9 protein-coding genes are annotated in these 16,191 nt (G+C 58.3%); 7 read left to right on the top strand and 2 right to left on the bottom strand.

Annotation, left to right across the window (positions count from 1 at the left end):
- Window positions 1-5 precede the first annotated feature (5 nt).
- From AWM79_RS20475 to AWM79_RS20460, 4 genes are all read left to right on the top strand, one after another.
- A complete protein-coding gene (locus tag AWM79_RS20475) occupies window positions 6-632 on the top strand; it encodes a NeuD/PglB/VioB family sugar acetyltransferase (RefSeq protein ID WP_017133566.1) in 627 nt (208 codons plus the stop codon).
- Between the two features lie 5 nt (window positions 633-637).
- Window positions 638-1,786: a glycosyltransferase family 4 protein gene (locus AWM79_RS20470; protein WP_017133565.1), complete on the top strand. Its 1,149-nt coding sequence runs from the start codon at window positions 638-640 to the stop codon at window positions 1,784-1,786.
- Between the two features lie 296 nt (window positions 1,787-2,082).
- Complete coding sequence (locus AWM79_RS20465; RefSeq protein ID WP_060783654.1) at window positions 2,083-6,942, top strand: NAD-glutamate dehydrogenase; 4,860 nt, start codon at window positions 2,083-2,085, stop codon at window positions 6,940-6,942.
- A 315-nt stretch (window positions 6,943-7,257) separates the two neighbouring features.
- Window positions 7,258-12,240 carry a dermonecrotic toxin domain-containing protein gene (locus AWM79_RS20460; protein WP_060783653.1) on the top strand — a complete coding sequence of 1,661 codons (4,983 nt, stop codon included), beginning with the start codon at window positions 7,258-7,260 and terminating at the stop codon, window positions 12,238-12,240.
- 60 nt (window positions 12,241-12,300) lie between these two features.
- Here AWM79_RS20460 and AWM79_RS20455 read toward each other — a convergent pair whose 3' ends face one another.
- The gene (locus AWM79_RS20455; RefSeq protein ID WP_017133562.1) at window positions 12,301-12,564 is read right to left on the bottom strand and encodes a DUF4404 family protein; all 264 of its coding nucleotides are present in this window, start codon (window positions 12,562-12,564) and stop codon (window positions 12,301-12,303) included.
- 131 nt (window positions 12,565-12,695) lie between these two features.
- On the bottom strand, window positions 12,696-13,307 hold the full coding sequence (pcrP, locus tag AWM79_RS20450) for an HAD superfamily inactivated hydrolase PcrP (RefSeq protein WP_060783652.1): 612 nt from the start codon (window positions 13,305-13,307) through the stop codon (window positions 12,696-12,698).
- A 200-nt stretch (window positions 13,308-13,507) separates the two neighbouring features.
- Between pcrP and AWM79_RS20445 the strand changes: the two genes are divergently transcribed.
- The 3 genes from AWM79_RS20445 (at window position 13,508) to rssC (ending at window position 16,119) form a co-directional block, all read left to right on the top strand.
- Complete coding sequence (locus tag AWM79_RS20445) at window positions 13,508-14,194, top strand: MlaA family lipoprotein (RefSeq protein WP_060783651.1); 687 nt, start codon at window positions 13,508-13,510, stop codon at window positions 14,192-14,194.
- A gap of 261 nt (window positions 14,195-14,455) precedes the next feature.
- Window positions 14,456-15,637 carry a two-component system response regulator RssB gene (gene rssB / locus AWM79_RS20440; RefSeq protein WP_017133559.1) on the top strand — a complete coding sequence of 394 codons (1,182 nt, stop codon included), beginning with the start codon at window positions 14,456-14,458 and terminating at the stop codon, window positions 15,635-15,637.
- Window positions 15,637-16,119 carry an anti-sigma factor antagonist RssC gene (gene rssC, locus AWM79_RS20435; RefSeq protein WP_017133558.1) on the top strand — a complete coding sequence of 161 codons (483 nt, stop codon included), beginning with the start codon at window positions 15,637-15,639 and terminating at the stop codon, window positions 16,117-16,119. Before rssB ends, rssC begins: the two co-directional genes overlap by 1 nt.
- The last annotated feature ends 72 nt before the right edge of the window (window positions 16,120-16,191 follow it).

Genomic DNA, 16,191 nt, shown 5'->3' with positions numbered 1-16,191 from the left:
CGGTAATGGAAAACTATCTTGGATTGTTGATACTCGGTTTTGGCGGGCATGCACGTAGTGTTGCCGATGTGGCTATCGCCGGGGGGATAGGCCAGCTCTGTTTTATTGATGAGTATGCTCGGCCCAATGAGTGCTTTGCAGGTTTTGAAGTTTTGACCGATTGGCCCGGTGAATTACCTGACGGCTGGGCTGTCATGCCGGCAAGTGGGGATAACAGTAAAAGACAGGCGTTGTGCCAGTGGAGTATCGAGCGTGGCTGGCCGCTGGCGACCCTGGTCGCGCCGACGGCTACTATCGGGTTTGGCGCGGTATTGGGAGCGGGGTGTTTTGTTGCCCAACATGCGCATGTCGGACCGAGGTCTCATCTGGGACAGGGATGTATCGTCAATACGGGTGCGGTTATTGACCACGAGGTGGCAGTGGGGGAGTACTCCCATGTCTCTATTGGCGCATGCGTTGCGGGTCGTGGCCAGGTAGGGCGCCGGTGTTTCCTGGGCGCGGGGTCGACGGTGATCGATGGTTTGAATATTGCCAATGGCGTGACCTTGGGGGCCGGGGCCTGCGCCACGAAGTCTCTTGAAGTTGCAGGTGTATACGTCGGGGTACCGGCCCGCCTGATAAGTAGGAAATAAAGAACATGAAAATTCTTCATTTCTTCAAGACCTATTACCCCGTGAGTCTCGGCGGCGGTATCGAGCAATTTATTTTCCAGCTCTCCGAAGGCGGATTTGCACACGGGGTGAATGCCGAAACCTTATATTTGAGCCCACAGGGCCCCGCGCGTTGTTTAGCAGTCGGTCGACATTACTCTCATGCTTCACGACTCGACTTGCAGGTTGCCTCCACCGGTTTTTCGCTTTCGGCTTTTAAGGATTTCTCCGAATTGGCCCGTGAAGCCGACATTGTCCATTATCATTTTCCATGGCCTTTCGCCGATGTGGTGCATTTCGCTACCTGTCTGCGCAAGCCGACCGTTGTCAGTTACCATTCGGATATCGTCAGGCAGAAATTTCTGTTGGGTCTATATAGGCCGTTGATGCACAGGTTCCTGGGCAGCGTGGATCGTATCGTCGTCAGTTCACCCAACTACCTTGAAAGCAGTCCGGTGCTGGCCAGATATCGGGACAAGTTGTCAGTTATTCCTATCGGACTTGATAAAGACACCTATCCCCAGGTTCCCCCCGAAAAGCTGGCGTTCTGGCGGTCGGTCATGGGGGAACGCTTTTTTCTGTTTGTCGGGAGGCTCTGTTATTACAAAGGGCTCGATTATTTGCTGGAGGCGGCGGCAAAGATTACTTACCCCATCGCCATCGTCGGGGTTGGCAACCTGGAGGCCAGCCTGAAAGCCAAGGCCGAGCGTTTGGGGCTGACTCATGTGCATTTTCTGGGTGGGCTTGCGGATGTCGATAAAGCCGCGTTGTTGCAACTGTGCTACAGCATGGTTTTCCCTTCCCATTTACGCTCGGAAGCGTTCGGGATCGCCCTGCTGGAGGCGGCGATGTTCGGTAAGGCAATGATTTCCTGCGAGATCGGTACGGGCACTAGTTATATCAATATCGCTGGTGAGACAGGCCTTGTTGTACCGCCGGCAGATCCCGCGGCACTGGCCTGTGCCATGACCCGTCTCTGGGGCAATGCGCCAAGAACTCAAGAGATGGGCGCTCGGGCGCAGTTGCGCTTCGAGCAGTTGTTCACCGCCAAGGAAATGGTTCGCGGATATGTCGGTGTCTATCAAAAAGTCCTCTCCAACGGGCGGATGTCCGCATTGCGCGCGCATCGCGCCTGATTTCTCCTCTGCTGCCTGTCAATGTCCGAATATGTCGCAGCGTCGCAAGCACAAGCGTTCGCCCACTCGTTAAGCTTCGCAACGGATAATTCTTCCCTGGCCGCGGTCTGTAAAATCGGCGGCGGCCGCCGAAGAGGCTAGTCTTCGAACGTGAATGTGACCCCTGGGTCGCGACCAGCTTCATCAACCTGTCACTCTGCGCTGCCCCGATATACCCTACGGAGTGATACAGGCCCTTTTTTTCGGGGAAAACGCGCGACGCTTCTCTCTTAACAAGCCCTAGCGGAGTACCACAGATGGCGTTCTTCACCGCAGCCAGCAAAGCCGACTTCCAGCAGCAACTGCAAGCGGCACTGGCCCAGCACATCAGCGAACAGGCACTGGCCCAAGTGGCGTTGTTTTCTGAACAGTTCTTCGGCATCATTTCCCTGGACGAGTTGACCCAGCGTCGACTTTCCGATCTTGCCGGCTGTACCTTGTCGGCCTGGCGCCTGTTGGAGCGCTTCGATCACGCCCAGCCACAAGTCAGGGTCTACAACCCCGATTACGAACGCCATGGCTGGCAGTCGACCCACACCGCCGTCGAAGTCCTGCACCACGACCTGCCATTTCTGGTGGATTCGGTGCGTACAGAACTCAATCGCCGCGGCTACAGCATCCATACCCTGCAAACCACCGTGCTCAGTGTTCGCCGTGGCGGCAAGGGCGAATTACTGGAAATCCTGCCAAAAGGCACCCAGGGCGAGGGGGTTTTCCACGAATCGCTGATGTACCTGGAGATCGACCGCTGCGCCAATGCCGCTGAGCTGAGCGTGCTGTCAAAGGAACTGGAACAGGTTCTGGCGGAAGTCCGGGTCGCGGTCGCTGACTTCGAGCCGATGAAGGCCAAGGTCCAGCAGTTGATCGACGGTATCGAGAACAGTCAGTTCGCTATTGCCGCCGATGAAAAGAGCGAGATCAAGAGTTTCCTGGAATGGCTGGTGGGCAACCATTTCACCTTCCTCGGCTACGAAGAATTCGTGGTCCGTGACGGCCAGAACGGTGGTCACATCGAGTATGACCAGAGCTCCTTTCTCGGCCTGACCAAACTACTGCGCGCCGGCCTCACCGCCGACGATCTGCACATCGAAGACTATGCCGTGAATTACCTGGCCGAACCGACTCCGCTGTCGTTCGCCAAGGCTGCGCACCCGAGTCGCGTTCATCGTCCGGCCTATCCGGATTTCGTTTCCGTGCGAGTGATCGATGGCGCCGGCAAGGTGCTCAAGGAATGCCGTTTCATGGGCCTCTACACCTCCTCGGTGTACGGCGAGAGCGTGCGGGTGATTCCGTACATCCGCCGCAAGGTCGAGGAAATCGAGCGCCGCTCCGGCTTCCATTCCAAGGCCCACTTGGGTAAGGAACTGGCTCAGGTGCTCGAAGTGCTGCCGCGCGATGACCTGTTCCAGACCCCGGTGGATGAGTTGTTCTGCACCGTGATGTCCATCGTGCAGATTCAGGAACGCAACAAGATCCGGGTTTTCCTGCGCAAGGACCCGTATGGCCGTTTCTGCTACTGCCTGGCCTATGTGCCACGTGATGTCTATTCCACCGAAGTGCGCCAAAAGATCCAGCAAGTGCTGATGGATCGCCTGAAAGCCACTGACTGCGAGTTCTGGACCTTCTTCTCCGAGTCCGTGCTGGCCCGTGTGCAACTGATTTTGCGGGTCGATCCGAAGAATCGCCTGGACATCGATCCGATCCTGCTGGAAAAAGAAGTGGTCCAGGCCTGCCGCAGCTGGCAGGACGACTACGCCAGCCTGGTGGTCGAGAGCTTCGGCGAAGCCCACGGCACCAGCGTGTTGTCGGACTTCCCGAAAGGCTTTCCCGCCGGTTACCGCGAGCGTTTCGCCGCGCACTCCGCCGTGGTCGACATGCAGCACCTGCTGAGCCTGACCGAGGCCAATCCGCTGGTGATGAGTTTCTACCAGCCACTGGGGCAGGTTTCCGGCCAGCGGGAGCTGCATTGCAAGCTCTACCATGCCGATACTCCGTTGGCACTGTCCGACGTCCTGCCCATTCTGGAAAACCTCGGTTTGCGTGTACTGGGCGAGTTCCCGTATCGCTTGCGCCACAGCAACGGTCGCGAGTTCTGGATCCATGACTTCGCCTTTACCGCCGCCGAAGGCCTGGACCTGGATATCCAGCAACTGAACGACACCCTGCAGGATGCTTTCGTCCACATCGTTCGTGGCGATGCCGAGAACGATGCGTTCAACCGCCTGGTACTTACCGCAGGTCTGCCATGGCGCGACGTGGCGCTGCTGCGTGCCTACGCCCGTTACCTGAAGCAGATTCGTCTGGGTTTCGATTTGGGTTACATCGCCAGCACCCTGAACAACCACACCGATATCGCCCGCGAGCTGACGCGCCTGTTCAAAACCCGCTTCTACCTGGCCCGCAAGCTGAGCGCCGATGACCTCGACGACAAGCAACTGCGCCTCGAACAGGCAATCCTGACGGCCCTGGACGATGTCCAGGTGCTGAACGAAGACCGCATCCTGCGTCGTTACCTTGACCTGATCAAGGCGACCCTGCGGACCAACTTCTATCAGGCCGATGCCAATGGCCAGAACAAATCGTACTTCAGCTTCAAGTTCAACCCACACGCGATTCCCGAGTTGCCCAAGCCGGTGCCGAAGTTTGAAATCTTCGTCTATTCGCCACGGGTCGAAGGTGTACACCTGCGCTTCGGTAACGTCGCTCGTGGTGGCCTGCGCTGGTCGGACCGCGAGGAGGACTTCCGTACCGAAGTCCTGGGCCTGGTAAAAGCCCAGCAAGTGAAGAACTCGGTCATCGTGCCGGTGGGCGCCAAAGGCGGCTTCCTGCCGCGTCGCCTGCCCCTGGGCGGCAGCCGTGACGAGATCGCGGCCGAAGGGATCGCCTGCTACCGCATCTTCATCTGCGGCCTGTTGGACATCACCGACAATCTCAAGGACGGCGCCCTGGTGCCGCCTGCCAACGTCGTGCGCCATGACGACGATGATCCGTACCTGGTGGTGGCGGCGGACAAGGGCACCGCAACCTTCTCCGATATCGCCAACGGCATTGCCATCGACTACGGTTTCTGGCTCGGCGACGCCTTCGCTTCCGGCGGCTCGGCCGGTTATGACCACAAGAAGATGGGTATCACCGCCAAGGGCGCGTGGGTGGGCGTACAGCGTCACTTCCGCGAGCGCGGTATCAATGTCCAGGAAGACAGTGTCACTGTGGTCGGTGTCGGCGACATGGCCGGCGACGTGTTCGGCAACGGCCTGTTGATGTCCGACAAGCTCAAGTTGGTCGCGGCCTTCAACCACCTGCACATCTTCATCGACCCGAATCCAGATCCGGCAACCAGCTTCGCCGAGCGCCAGCGCCTGTTCGATCTGCCGCGTTCGGCCTGGTCCGACTACGACACCCGTATCATGTCCGAAGGCGGCGGTATCTTCTCGCGTAGCGCGAAGAGCATTGCGATCTCCGCGCAGATGAAAGAGCGCTTCGACATCAGCGCGGATAAACTGACCCCAACCGAACTGTTGAATGCGTTACTCAAGGCACCGGTGGACCTGTTGTGGAATGGCGGTATTGGCACCTACGTCAAAGCCAGCAGCGAAAGCCATGCCGATGTCGGCGACAAGGCCAATGACGCACTGCGCGTGAACGGTAACGAATTGCGTTGCAAGGTGGTGGGCGAGGGCGGCAACCTGGGCATGACCCAGCTCGGTCGCGTCGAGTTCGGCCTCAATGGCGGCGGCTCCAACACCGACTTCATCGACAACGCCGGTGGCGTGGACTGTTCCGACCACGAAGTGAATATCAAGATCCTGCTCAACGAAGTGGTGCAGGCTGGCGATATGACCGAGAAGCAGCGCAACCAGTTGCTCGGCAGCATGACCAATGAAGTCGGCAGCCTGGTGCTCGGCAATAACTACAAGCAGACCCAGGCCCTGTCCCTGGCCGCCCGTCGTGCCTACGAGCGGATCGCCGAATACAAGCGCCTGATGAGCGATCTGGAAGCTCGTGGCAAGCTGGACCGTGCCATCGAGTTTCTGCCCTCGGAAGAGCAACTGGCCGAGCGTATTGCCGCCAGCCAGGGGCTGACCCGTGCCGAGTTGTCGGTGTTGATCTCCTACAGCAAGATCGACCTCAAGGCGGCGTTGCTCGACTCCAAGGTACCGGACGACGAGTACCTGACCCGCGACATGGAAACTGCGTTCCCGCCGACGCTGGTGAGCAAGTTCGCCGACGCGATGCGTCGCCACCGCCTCAAGCGTGAAATCGTCAGCACCCAGATCGCCAACGACCTGGTCAACCACATGGGCATCACCTTCGTGCAGCGTCTGAAGGAGTCCACCGGCATGAGCCCGGCAAATGTCGCCGGCGCCTATGTCATCGTGCGTGACATCTTCCACCTTCCGCACTGGTTCCGTCAGATCGAGGCGTTGGACTACAAAGTGTCGGCCGAGACCCAGCTGGAGTTGATGGATGAATTGATGCGCCTGGGTCGTCGCGCCACGCGCTGGTTCCTACGCAGCCGTCGCAACGAACAAGATGCTGCCCGTGACGTGGCGCACTTCGGGCCGCACCTGGCAGCCTTGGGCCTCAAACTCGACGAACTGCTGGAAGGGCCGACCCGGGAAGTCTGGCAGATCCGCTACCAGGCCTATGTCCAGGCCGGTGTACCGGAACTGCTGGCGCGTATGGTGGCCGGCACCACGCACCTGTACACCCTGTTGCCGATCATCGAGGCCGCCGATGTCACCGGTCACGACGCCGCCGAAGTGGCCAAGGCCTACTTCGCGGTGGGCAGTGCCCTGGATCTGACTTGGTATTCCCAGCAGATCAGCGACCTGCGTGTCGGCAACAACTGGCAGGCCCAGGCTCGCGAAGCGTTCCGCGACGATGTCGATTGGCAGCAGCGGGCGATCACCATCTCGGTGCTGAAGCTGGCCGATGCGCCTGAGGACATGGAAGCCCGGGTGGCCCTGTGGCTGGAGCAGAACGCGAGCATGGCTGATCGTTGGCGTGCCATGCTGGTGGAAATCCGTGCCGCCAGCGGCACCGACTACGCCATGTACGCGGTCGCCAACCGTGAGTTGATGGACCTGGCATTGAGCGGTTCACCAACGCTTTGATCGCCTGAAGCAGTCACCGAAAACCCCGACGCGTGAGCGTCGGGGTTTTTTGTTGGAGTTTTTATAAAGGCGGCTGCGATCAGCCAAAGACTCGTTCACCGATTGAACTGTTAGAGGGCGTTAATAGATATATTATCAGTGGGTAATATAGATAAAAAAATAGGCTAAGCGATTGGTTATTTGAACTTTTTATCGAGTGATTGAAGATTAGTATAAGGGGGTGGGATTATTTAAGGTATTTCGGATATGGTTGTTTATGCTCTTGAAACATCGGATGTCGCTGCACCCCTTGGAAGGGAGGAGTATCATACGCTGGTGGCAAGTCGACTGCCGGATTGGTTGAAGGCCGCGCCCTTCGCTTCCCGTAGCGCCTATGTGGCCAACATGCGTCGCCATCAGGCGAATAAAACCCGTCTGGCCGATTATCTACAGGGTTTGCGAAACCCCGAGGCTTTTGCCGCGCCACTGTTGCAGCAAGCCCTGGACGATGAGTTCGGGACAGGGTTGGATGTGCATCAGGACCAGCTCAGGCACGTTCATATACTGGCGGCAGAAACACTCTCCACGCCCTATCAGCAAAAGCTTACACAACAGTCGCTATTACAAGCTGCCTTACAGAACTTCGAGGAAAGCGAAACCACTTATTTTGGTTTCGATCGAGGCTCGCAGATACTTCGCAAGAGTCCGGCTGTCTTGAAGAAAGCGTTTACGCCCCAGCTATTTGCCAAGTTATGCCGAGATTTGGATCTGGGCGGGAAATATAAAGAGCATATTGAGTCTTTTCTGTTGCGTAAGAGCGCCTCCGGGCAACGCGACGATGAATTTCGTCGATTGTGCGTGGCCAAGGAAATCTCCGAGCTGGCGCTGCAGGCCGATATCGCGGTGATGAAAGGGCATATCGACGGCTCGGCCTATCGGATGCTCAAGCAGTGGGTCGGCGGCGACTCCAGCCCTCTCTGGAGCCAGCATGCCGTACAGTTTCATGAGATAAAGATGCTCGATGTGCGTATTCCCGACAGCGGTTATCGGGGGGCTTTGCTCAAGGGCGCATTGCTGATCCGTTTTGACGTCGCCAACGTCCGTGAGCCTTGCCCTTGTGTGGTATACCTGTCCGGCGATACCGAACAGGCGCTCAAGCAATATTCAAGCCTGGCGGCGTTCGAGGACGACCTCAGAGGCAGGCTGGGTGATCAGGGTTATCAACACGGCTTTCGGCGCTACCTCCATCTGCGAACTCAGCCGGTGTTTTTCACCACCCTGAACGAACGCCTGAATCGCTGGAATCCCGAGGTACGTCGGCGTGTGCCCGATGAGCAGGCGCGCTTGCAGCTCCAGCTCGCCCCGATAACGGGAGATCCCTTTTTCGAGCTCTATGTGCAGCACACCGACAAACTGCTTGATGATGCCCGGATATTGGCGGTGTCGACGAATGCGGAGGACAAGAAGACCCGTAGCGCTCGTTGGCATTCCTTTCTGGATTGGGGTGTCAGCTTGCTGTTTTTTGTACCGGGCCTTGGTGAAACGATGTTAGCGGTGGTGGCTGCCCAGTTGTTGGTCCAGCTCTACGACGGGATCGAGGATTGGCAACACGACGAAAAGAAGCAGGCGGTACTGACCTTTCTTAGCGTGGTATTGAATCTGGAGCTTGGAGCCTTCCTCCAGGTTCTGGCCCGTGACGCCGAAGCGGCTGTTTTTGTTGACACACTCAAGCAGGTCAAACTGTCGGACGAAGGAACCCGGTTATGGAAAGCCGACCTGGCGCCCTATCGACATACACCGGTCTTGCCCGAAGGGCTCGAGCCCGACGGCTCAGGACTACGCGTGCACAACTCCAGTAGCTACCTGGCACTGGACGGGAACTACTACCAGCTTCGGCCCACTCGCGTCAGCCATGAGTATCGTGCCGAGCATCCCAACCGGCCAACCTATTCGCCACTGTTCAGTCATAACGGCTCAGGCGCCTGGACGCATGAGCTGGAAGAGCCGTTGCAGTGGGACGCGTTCAAGCTGTTCCAACGCCTGGGACCGGATCTGGCGGATTTTTCCCCGGAGCAGGCGGATCGAATCATGACCATCAGCGGCGTGGAGGCCGATCAGTTGCGCCCGGTCTACCTGGACCAGATGAGCCGGCCCGCGCTGCTGAGCGATACGGTTGAGCGCTTCAGGGTCGATGAAGATATCCAACGATTTATCCAGACCGGTACCACCAATGGTGGCATTGTCGATTGGCGTATGCAGGAACAACTGCTCGAGACCTTGTGGCCACCCACCAAGGTATTGCGATTCGTCAATGGGGAAGGGCAGGTGTTGAAGGAATACGGCCCGGCAAATAAGGCGCTGTTGCCCGTGGTGACCGTCACCGAAGCGCAGATACACGAGGCCGAACTGCTGAACGTGGTGTTGCGCGGACTTGACCAGAACGAGGTCGATACGTTGCTCGGTCGTCAGGCAGGCGAGGCACGGTTGACCCCTGCCGAGCAACTGACGGCTCTGAACAAGCGACTTGCCACCGAGGCGCAGAACCAACGCAGTGCATTGTTCGAGGCCTATTACGAGTTTCGTAGCCGCTCCCGAAATGCCTTTGTCGCCTTGTTCAAACGCGATTTCCCCAGCTTGCCGACGGCGATCGCCGATGAATTGGCCCATGCGGCCGAGGGGTATGAGATCGAGGTGCTGAAAAGCGGGAAGGTGCCGTTGCGGCTGGCGGAAGAAAGTCGCTGGTATCTGCAGCAGGTGCGTATCGCTCGGGCCTATGAAGGTTTTTTTATCGAGTCATCGGTCAGCCTGGATGCCGATCGGTTGTTCTTGCATTCACTGGAAAACCTGCCGGGCTGGTCGAAAACCTTGCGTATCGAGCTGTACGAGCCTGCCGAGTTGGCACCGAGCGGGCGACGCCTGGTCGACAGCCTGGGCCAACGCTCCTCCGAGGCTCCTCTGGAGTTGGTACGTCAGTCGAGGGGCTATGAGATCGAGGGACAAAAGCTGCCCGGTAACCTCCAGATGAAGTTATTGCATGCACTGCCGGAAAATCAGCTCAAGGCTCTGGGGTTCTCGCGCACAACTCGCCCGGAATTGCTCAAGCAGGCGGTAGTGAGCCACCTGATGCTACCGCGCGCGCGCGCTCGCTCGTTGCTCGGCATGCAACCCATCAAGCCTGGATTCAGGTCGCCCTTGCGCTTGAGCGATGGGCGGATCGGCTACCCGCTCGGTGGGCAGCAGAGTGCGCAAGCGGTATCGCCGAGTCAGTTGCAACTGTTGGTCGACAAGCTTTATCCCGGTAAGGACCTGGAGGTTGTTCGCCTGTTCCTGTCGGCTGAGGGGCAAGATGACAAAGCGTTCCTGAAAGCACTCAATAAGCAGTATGGCGAATACCATCGGTTGAAACTGACGCTGGAGCACTGGCGCATTGACAATGAGTATGAGCATGGCGGTGGGGGTGTGGGAGGGTGGCTGGTCAATAAGGCGTCCAAGTCACGGGTAGTGGATCGTATTAAAAGGTGCTGGCGTCGAGAGTCGCGTCCTCTGCTTGATGACAGTGGCCAGCCGGTGGGGCATGAGTTGGATCTTTCGGGGGAGCGCCTGCTGAAGTTGCCCGAACTGAAAGAGGGTAGTTTCGATCATGTAATTTCATTGAAGCTGACCTTGGTCGGACTTCGGGAACGGGAGGATCTCGATGCCTTTCTCAAAGGCTTTCCAGGGCTACGTGAGTTGCGCATCACGGGCGGGCGGCTGACACGGTTGCCATCAAGCATTAGCGGGATGAGCGAACTGCTCAAGTTGCAGCTCAATGACAATCGGATTGTCTGGACCCAGGTGCTGGGGCAGCGATTGCGTGGTCTGAGGCGCCTCAGGCAATTGAATCTGGACGGCAACCCGCTGGGAGTGTTCAGTGTCGCGGGAATGCCCAGGCTGCAGGCGCTGCAACTGCAGCGCACCGGATTGTCCATCTGGCCGGGTGGGGTGCTGGAGTTGCTCGATCTGGCGCTGCTGGACCTACAGGGCAATCGATTGACCTCCATCCCCTGGAGCTTCTACAGCCTGAGCAGTCGCAGGATGAGAACGGTGCTGCTTTACGGCAATCCGTTCGATGTGGCGACGCGATATGCGATTTCCCAGTTTATTGATCGACCCTCTATACGTTTCACCCTGCCGGAGGACGCGGGCATCATCGAGCAAGAAGTGCCGAGGTTGACGCCTGTCGTGGAAAACTGGCTGGACAGCAGTTTCACGGTGGCAGAGCAGGAGCGCAAAAGAGCGCAGTGGGACCTGATTGCCCATGAGCCAGAGAGCGAAACTTTTTTGGATGCGATTGCCGCGCTACGTTACTCGGCCGACTATCGCGGCGAATACCGAAGTCAGTTGATGCGGCGTGTCTGGCGAATGATCGAGGCGGCGACTGCCGACACCCAATTGCGTCAGGCCTTGTTCGATTGGACGAGCGACCTGGAAACCTGCACCGACGGTTTTACCGAGGTGTTCAGCCGGTTGGGCGGCGAAGTGCTGCTCTATGAGGCGCGGCAACTTGAGGGCGATGTCAGGGAGGCAGCGTACCTGAAGTTGGCTCTGGGGCGCTCGCGCTTGGCGCGGCTGAATGATATCTGCAAAGTCGAAACCGCCCACCAGGATATTCTCAGGGCCTCCCGCATTGAGGATGTCAGGGCGCAGGCAATCGCTGCGGCGCGCGCGCGCGATCGGAGTGAGACCGACATTGAGGAGGCCGGGCGTGTAGCGGCCGAGATCGCCGATGCGCGTTGGCCGCATGTCGATGAAGTCGAGATCTACCTGGCTTACCGCGTCGATCTCGCCGAGCGCCTGGCACTACCCTGGCAACCGCTGTCGATGCTGTATCGGGGGGCCAGCAATGTCACTCAGGATATGACCCAGGAAGCGGGCGACCAAATCCTGGCGGTCGAGAGTGTACCTGGCAAACAGGTCGAGCTACTGCTGGAGCAACCGCTCTGGAAAGATTACCTGAAAACCCTGCCCGAGACGGAAGGCTATGAACTCGTGGCACAGGAGCAGTTGCAAATCCTCGAAGAGCTGCGCGAGGCCCTGGAGCAATTGGCACGGCAGCCGCAAGCCTCACCACGGGATATCGCCAATTGGACCGAGACGGTGCGGCAGGGAGCCAGTACCTTGGGGATCGCCGAGGCGGCTATTCCCATAGGCCAGAACATGAGCGATACCGTCTATGAGCAGGCGCTCGAAGTGATCGATCGTGAGCGCAAAGCCGAGGAGGTGCGGATCACCCAACGAGCGCTGGACAGGGCACAGGCACCCGACAGCTCGGACCTGTGACCTGCAGCCTTGAAAACAGCCTTCGCGATGCCGGATGGGCGGGCTGCTGTGTCGCGCTGTTCAGATACCGATATTGCCCAGGGTCTGCACGATATTGCGCAAGGTGCCGGCAATGGCGGGGTGTTCGAGTTCGAAGCGCTCGACCGCCAGGTTGACGCCGTCGGCCAGACTGCTGTCCTGGGTTGCGGTTTCCAGTTCCAACTGCAATTCGATCTGTCGCATCAGCTCCCGCAGATTGGCGCGCTCGGCTCTGGACAGCGGTGGATTCTGTTTAAGTTGCTCGCGCAAGGTATTGAGTTGTTTTTGCAGTTCGCGGGCAGGCATGGTGGTTTCCTTCTCTAGATAGTCTCTGGCATAGACCTTCATGCAATGATAAAGGTCTATGCCTACCTTTTAGAGTAATCCACACTGGCGATCCGCGCCCGATCGAGCAGCCTGCACCGTCAGTTCGTTGCTCAGGGCTTCTCGCCCTTGAGCCGGCGCAGAGCAATATCGTCCAGGCAGCTCGCCAGTTCCCCCAAGTGATCGATCACCGAGTGCGCGCCGAGGCTGAACAGCTCCACGGTGGCCTTGGCGCGCTTTTTTTCCTGCTCTTTTTTTGACAGCGCCTGCCATTCCCTGGATGACAGGCCGCACAAGGGGCCGCAGGAGGCCAGACCGATGGTCCACAGGCCTGCATTCAAGCCCGCTTGCAGCAGGCGAGGTTCGCCGCTGATCAACACACAACCCTCCAGTTGTTCCACGCCGAGCGCCATCAGCGCATGCCAGCAGGCATTGGGTGCCGGCCACTGTGCGCAGTGGGCGGGGGTGAGAGAGGGTTTGATCCAACCGGGTAGGGGAGCGGCGAGCGGTAGGCTCAGTGTGTGGGGCAATTCATCCAGCCAGGCGCACGGCACACCGCGTTGTTGTAGTCCTTGGAGAATGTCCAGTGCGCCCGGCGTGGTGTGGTGGTGTTCGTCCGAATCCAGATGTCGGCGAGCGCGGGCACCGAAATCCACCAGGCAACCGGACAAGCCGAAAAGCAGGGCGGTGGGCGCGGGTAGAGGTGCGACGGCGAGTAATGGCATGGCAACGTCCCTGATGATGACTGCGTAGAATAAGGCGCCGCCATGACAATTGGATGACCAGGCGTCCTTGGTCTAACCTGTAATTCTTTGTAGGACTTGTCCGGGTCACACTGCCTAAATCCAAGTATTCGCTTTATACTGCGCCTTATTAATCAGGGCATAGCGCCTCGTATCCCGTCTCATCCAAGGAGTTCCTCTCTATGTGCTGGATCGATCGTCTAGCTCAGTTGTCGTTGTGTGCCGGCGTTGCGCTGGCGCCATTTGCCGCGCAGGCGGCGGACGAAGATCCGTGGGAAAGCCTCAACCGGCCGATCTTCAAATTCAACGATACACTGGACACCTACGCCCTGAAACCCTTGGCCCAAGGCTATCAGGCGGTCACTCCGCAGTTCCTGGAGAACGGTATTCACAACATCTACCGTAACTTCGGCGACGTTGGCAACCTGGTCAACGACGTACTGCAGCTCAAACCACGGGCTGCCGGTATCGATACCGCGCGCTTGCTGCTGAACACCACCCTCGGCGTAGCGGGTTTCTTTGATGTCGGCACCAAGATGGGGTTGCAGCGCAACGACGAAGACTTTGGTCAGACCCTCGGTCACTGGGGCGTTGGCAGCGGTCCCTACGTAGTTATCCCGTTCTTCGGCCCGAGCACCGTGCGTGACGCGCCTTCCAGGTTTGCCGACAGCTACACCAAGCCTTATCGCTACATGGACGACATGTCAGCGCGCAACATCACCTTCGGCGTGGATATCATCGACACCCGTGCGAGCCTGTTGTCCAGCGAGAAGCTGATCAGCGGCGACAAGTACATCTTTATCCGCAACGCTTACCTGCAGAACCGCGAATTCAAGGTCAAGGACGGCAAAGTGGAGGACGACTTCTAGCGATTTCGTTGTGGTTTTCGCACTTTTTATAACTCCCGGTGATTTGAGGTGTAAAGACCTCAAACCACCGTCGGCATGAGCTTGAAACGCCCGGCGGATGGGAGTACCGTCTGCGCCTTAGAAGGGCACCTCTGATCGCTATGCACCGGACTTGATCGTCCGTCGCGTTCGAAACAGAGGGGCCAGAGCGAATCCAGTAGTGCGCGTCGGGCTAAAAGCCTCGCCGGCTACGCCAACCTAATCCTGGCGCCGTTTGCCCACATGCAAAAAACCAGTGCCACGCTGCTGATAATTGATGACGACGAAGTAGTGCGCGCAAGCCTTGCGGCCTATTTGGAAGACAGCGGATTCAGCGTCCTGCAAGCCAGTAACGGCCAGCAGGGACTTCAGGTATTCGAGCAAACAAGGCCTGATTTGGTGATCTGCGACCTGCGCATGCCCCAGATGGGCGGCCTTGAGCTTATTCGCCAGGTGACCGACCTTTCCCCGCAAACGCCGGTGATCGTGGTATCGGGCGCGGGCGTTATGAACGATGCCGTCGAAGCGTTGCGCCTGGGCGCGGCGGACTACCTGATCAAGCCCCTCGAAGACCTCGCCGTGCTGGAGCATTCCGTGCATCGGGCGCTGGACCGTGCGCGCCTGCTGCTGGAGAACCAGCGCTACCGTGAGAAGCTTGAAACCGCCAACCGCGAACTCGAAGCCAGCCTCCATCTGTTGCAGGAGGATCAGAACGCCGGTCGCCAGGTACAGATGAACATGCTGCCGGTCAGTCCCTGGAGCATCGACAACTTCCGCTTCGCTCACCAAATCATCCCGTCCCTGTATTTGTCCGGCGATTTCGTTGACTACTTCCGAGTCGATGAGCGACGTGTGGCGTTCTATCTGGCGGATGTCTCGGGCCATGGCGCATCGTCGGCTTTTGTCACCGTGCTGTTGAAGTTCATGACCACGCGACTACTGTTCGAGTCCAAGCGCAACGGCACCTTGCCAGAGTTCACCCCCTCGCAGGTGCTGGGTCATATCAACCGTGGCCTGATCAACTGCAAGCTGGGCAAGCATGTGACCATGGTCGGTGGCGTGATCGATGAAGAAACCGGGTTGTTGACCTACAGCATCGGTGGCCATTTGCCGCTGCCGGTCTTGTACACCCCGGACAGCGCGCATTATCTGGAAGGCCGTGGTCTGCCGGTGGGCTTATTCAACGAAGCCACCTATGAAGACCACATTCTGAAACTGCCACAGACATTTAGTCTTACACTCATGTCTGATGGCATTTTGGATCTTTTGCAACAAGATACACTCAAAGAGAAAGAGGCTGCCTTGCCTCAATTGGTGAGAACAGCTGGAGGCAGCCTGGATGGCTTGCGCCAGGTTTTTGGATTGGCCACGCTTGGGGATATGCCGGATGATATCGCCTTGTTAGTGTTGAGCAGGAATCTTTGATGAGTACCGGTAGAATCCAGTTCGCTGAGCAGGATGGCACCTTCGTTCTGAAGTTCGTTGGTGAAGTTCGCCTGACTCTGTGTTCAGCGTTGGATGCCACGATCGAGAAGATCTTCACGGCGCTGAATTTCACGGCGATCGTGATCGACCTGACCGAAACCCGCAGCATCGACAGCACCACCCTGGGCTTGCTGGCCAAGCTCTCGATCCTGTCGCGGCAGAAAGTAGGCTTGTTGCCGACCGTGGTAACCGTCCACGACGACATCACCCGTTTGCTGCAGTCCATGGGTTTCGATCAAGTATTCAACATCGTCAATCGCCCGGTCCCGTGTCCGGAATGCCTGACCGATCTGCCTTCGCAGGACCAGTCAGAAGAGGTGGTGCGGGTCAAAGTGCTGGAAGCGCACAAGATCCTCATGGGCTTGAACGACTCCAACCGCGAAGCGTTTCACGACCTGGTGAACGCGCTGGAGCGTAGTTGAGCAACTGAAGGCTTGAGCGCAAAAAGGGTGACATTTACCTTGATATTGCTTTCTTTACGCCTTCGAAAACCC

The sequence above is a fragment of the Pseudomonas agarici genome (genome assembly GCF_001543125.1).
In the GTDB taxonomy this organism is placed as follows: domain Bacteria; phylum Pseudomonadota; class Gammaproteobacteria; order Pseudomonadales; family Pseudomonadaceae; genus Aquipseudomonas; species Aquipseudomonas agarici.
The sequence above is the reverse complement of the archived record's forward strand: the minus strand, read 5'-3'. Positions and strand labels throughout refer to the sequence as shown.